Annotated in this window: 3 protein-coding genes and 1 pseudogene; 3 read left to right on the top strand and 1 reads right to left on the bottom strand. The window is 72.4% G+C overall.

Annotation, left to right across the window (positions count from 1 at the left end; translation table 11 throughout):
- Positions 1 to 159: pseudogene (locus ACOV8S_RS18170) on the bottom strand (DUF4253 domain-containing protein); the annotation flags it as partial.
- A 215-nt stretch (positions 160 to 374) separates the two neighbouring features.
- Between ACOV8S_RS18170 and ACOV8S_RS18165 the strand changes: the two are divergent.
- From ACOV8S_RS18165 to ACOV8S_RS18155, 3 genes are all read left to right on the top strand, one after another.
- Positions 375 to 839 carry a hypothetical protein gene (locus ACOV8S_RS18165; RefSeq protein ID WP_448318819.1) on the top strand — a complete coding sequence of 155 codons (465 nt, stop codon included), beginning with the start codon at positions 375 to 377 and terminating at the stop codon, positions 837 to 839.
- 16 nt (positions 840 to 855) lie between these two features.
- Positions 856 to 3,171: a hypothetical protein gene (locus ACOV8S_RS18160; protein WP_448318818.1), complete on the top strand. Its 2,316-nt coding sequence runs from the start codon at positions 856 to 858 to the stop codon at positions 3,169 to 3,171.
- A 191-nt stretch (positions 3,172 to 3,362) separates the two neighbouring features.
- Positions 3,363 to 3,842, top strand: coding sequence for a hypothetical protein (locus ACOV8S_RS18155; protein WP_448318817.1), 480 nt, complete (start codon positions 3,363 to 3,365; stop codon positions 3,840 to 3,842).
- Positions 3,843 to 3,893 lie beyond the last annotated feature (51 nt).

Genomic DNA, 3,893 nt, shown 5'->3' with positions numbered 1-3,893 from the left:
GGCCCGGAGCGACGCCCAGTCGCCGACGGCGGCGGGTGCGTCGCCGTACCAGAGCAGCGGCTCGTGCCAGGGGCCGTCGGCGGTCGCGTCGACGAGGCGGCCGGGCGGCAGCCGGAGGGAGGCGGGCGGGTTCACGAGGGCGTTGGGAAGGCTGGCCATGGGGTCGGACTGTAGGGGGCGGCACCGACAACTTCACCCGCTGCCGGCCTGCTGTCGGCGTGCTGTCGGCGTGCCGTGGCGGGACGGCGGCTCTGATCGCACCATCAGGCCGTATGCCTTGTTCGCACCTTTTGACATGAGGTGCCCGAAGCTGGTCTGCTGCCTCCACCGAAGCGCGGATGCTCGGTGAGTGCGGGGTCGGAACGAGGCGGGGCATGGCCTGGAACGAGTGGGAGCGGCTCAAGGGGGAGGTGGCCGCGCGGCAGGGGCGGGACGGCTCCGACCTGCGGGTGCACCAGGACGACCTCGGCGCGGTCGGGCACGAGGCGTTCGTGCTGCACGAGGACCTGCGCAGGGTCGCCGACGTCGGGTGCGGCGGTGCGGAGAGCGCGGGTGGTGCGGGTGGTGCGGGTGGCGCGGACGGTGGTGGGGCGAGCCGGCGGGCGGCCGCGGTGCTGAGGTCCTCCGGCTTCGCGACGGGCGGCGCGCTGGCGGCCACGCTGGAGACGTGGTCCTCACAGGTGCGGACCGTGCTGCAGGCGACGGCGCACATCTCGAACCACCTCGACCACAGCCGGAAGGCCCACACCCGGGACGACGCGGAGATCGGGGCCGTGCTGACCGGGCGGGACGGGTTGTCGGCGGTGCCGGTGTCGGTGCTCGAGACGTACTTCACGTAGGGACGGGTCAGAGGTCATGGGTCTGTCGTTCTCCGACCTGTACCAGGTCGACCTCGGGGTGCTCGGGGACGCCGCCGAGGACTGGAGGCGGACGGTCGAAGGGCTGAAGGCGCTGCGGGAACAGGCGCGGAAGGGCTTGAAGGCGAAGGCGGACGCCGCGCGTTGGGCCGGGGTGAACGCGACCGTGTCCCGGGAGTTCGTCGGGATGACGGTGAAGGAGATCGGCGACCTGCACGGCGAGGCGCGCGGCGTGCACCGGGCTCTGAGCGACGCCCACGCCGATCTGTCCGGCTGCCAGGCGCGGATGCGGGCCGCCGTGGACGAGGCGACACGGCTGGGCCTGGTCGTCGGCGAGGGGAGCGGGGGCAGGGCCCGCTGCCGGTTCGCCCACGCGCCGGACGCGGGGCACGCGCCGGGTGTCACCGTCGCGCCCGGGATCTCGCGGGAGGCGAAGCGGAAGGCGCTGGAGGCGGAGATCAACCGGATCCGTGACGTGGCGGCGGAGCTGGACGAGAACGTCGCCGCGACGCTGGCCCGGATCCACGGCGGGGACCCGCACGACGCCGACGGGCGGTACGTCACCGTCGACCAGGTCGAGGTCGAGCGGGCCGCGCGACTGGTCGCGCATGCACGGGCCCTGGCCGAGCGGGGGGAGACGCTGAGCGAGGCGCGGCTGCGGGAGCTGGACCTGATCCTGGAGGGCAATGTCGGCGACGCGGAGTTCGCTACGGGGTTCTACCGGTCCTTCGGGAAGCCGGAGGAGGTGCTGGAGTTCTACGGCCGGATGTCCCTGGACGGCACGGAGGGCGACGACGCGAGCCGGCTGGCGCTCACCCGGCGACTGCAGGAGGGGATGGGGCTCGCGCTGGCCACGGCGACGGATCCGGACAGCCGGGTGCGGTTGCCGGCCGGCTGGGGCGAGGAGTTCCGGCGGCTGGGCACGCAGCCGGTCGCGGTGAACCCGCTGGGGCCCGTGCAGCCGCTCGGCTACCAGGTGCTGGGCGGGCTGCTGCGGCACGGGGAGTACGACCCGCGCTTCCTGCTGCCGATTGCCGAGCACGTGGCGCAGTTGCACCACGACGACCCGAACCGCTTCGAGCGGGTGAAGCCGGGGGTGTGGGGGAACGACCACGACTTCGGGTTCAACCCGGGCGGGGGCACGGGGAACGGGTACGACCCGCTGGCGAGCGTGCTGGAGGCGTTGGGGCACAGCCCGGGTGCGGCGAAGGAGTTCTTCGGCGCGGACGCGGGCGCGGCCACGGTCTACCGGGAGGACGGCACGGTCGACCCGCACGGGAGGCTCGGCTACTCGTACTTCGACGAGCTCACGAGGGCGGACTTCGACTGGCCCGTGGACAGCCTGGCCGACCCGGACAGCGCGGAGGGGCGGCGCGGGGCGGGCGGTGGTCCGGACGCGTTGGGCCACGCGCTGGAGGCGGCGGTCACTCGGGCGCCGTGGGACGCGGCCGATCCCCAGCTGCGCCGGGACGCGGAGACGGCGGCGATCATGCGCAAGGTGATGGACCGGTACAACGTCACCAACGAGGCGGCGCCGGCGGACTCGATGATGGACAGCCTGGGGCGGATGGGGGCGGCGTACGTCGACGAGTTCAACCACACGCTCTTCTCGTTCGGGGAGGGCGCGCCGCGGATGCGGGAGCAGCTCTACGGGAAGCTCGGCGAGGTCGACTTCGGCGAGGAACAGGTGCAGCGGTTCCTGATGCTGACCGCGGGTGATGAGGGGGCGTACAAGACCTTGAGCTCGGCGCAGCAGCTGTATGCGGCGAGCGGCCTGGCGGCGATGGAGGACCACAGCTTGCGAGGGGCTGAGTTCGCCCGCAACTCGGCCTACGTCAACGGGATCATCGACGAGTCCAGGGTGCACCGCATTCGCGAGCGCTACAAGGACCTGGAAGACCTCCGGAACCTGGAGATCGAGAAGGCCGGCGAGTGGCGCAAGAACGGACTCTCCACCGGAACCAGTGTCGTGGTGGGCGGAGGGGCGGCGCTGATCGCCGGCCCCGCCGCCGGAGTTGCCGTGGCCGTGGCCGTGCCCTTGTTCATGGAGGCGGGCGGGTCCGCGATCGCGACGGCGTACGGCACCCACACCTTGGAGTACCTGAAAGACGCGGAGTACAAGAACGACGGTGCGGCCATGGGTGCGGTGCAGCGGCTGACGGACGCGGGTGAAGACGGAGCATGGCGGCCTGTGGGGAGGTACGCCCAGGCAGTGGGGCTGAGCCCTGAGGAGGAGTCACAGCTCAACGGCGTGATCCGAGGGTCGTACGGCCAGGGCAGGAATGTGATCGGCGAGCTGGAGAAGGTCACGTGACGGCGAGTTCGGACGGTGTCGTCCGCGCCGCGACGGCCGCCCTCGTGGTGGCTCTCCTTGCCGGGTGCGCGGCAGTGCCCGCGCAGGAGGAAGGCGCAGTTGGGGAGATCAGGGGACACCGTGGTCGATGTGATGAGCTGCTGGGGGCTGCTCGAGTCGACGCGGTGATTCACGCGCTGGGAGAGGGCAAGGTGACCGTCCTCGCCCGCGACGAGCCGGTGTCCGAACTGGCGGAAGCGGTCGGATCCGGCGTACGGGGGTGGCAACCCGGCCGCCCGCTCCCCGGCAGTTCGGGCCGCGCGCAGTGCTCTGTCAGCTCGCAGACCACACACGAGTTCCGGTCGTTCGAAGTGGCCGTCTTCTGGTCCGACTTCTCGCTGCAGCAAATCGCCGCGGGGGTGCCGAAGGATCCGTACCGGCCGCTGGGAAACGGCCTGCACGCGCACCTCGCCGGCGGCGGAAACTACCTCGGGCTGGTCCTGCCCTGCCGTGTGAGCGGAACGCCCAGCACCCAGGAACAGGCCGTACCACTGGAGGTCGCCGTGCAGTTCCGCGAGGCCGAAAAGCTGGACGCCCGCCTCCAGGGCGAGGTCGTTGCCCAGGTCGCCCGGCAGATGGTGCGGCACATCCCGTGCGCGAACCGTCCCCGGATCCCGGGGACCGTCGGGTGAACGGGTGAGGCCCGCCGCGGGGGTCGCGGCGGGCCTCACCCGGGGTCGGGC

The sequence above is a fragment of the Streptomyces sp. CO7 genome, assembly GCF_053474865.1.
The sequence above is the reverse complement of the archived record's forward strand: the minus strand, read 5'-3'. Positions and strand labels throughout refer to the sequence as shown.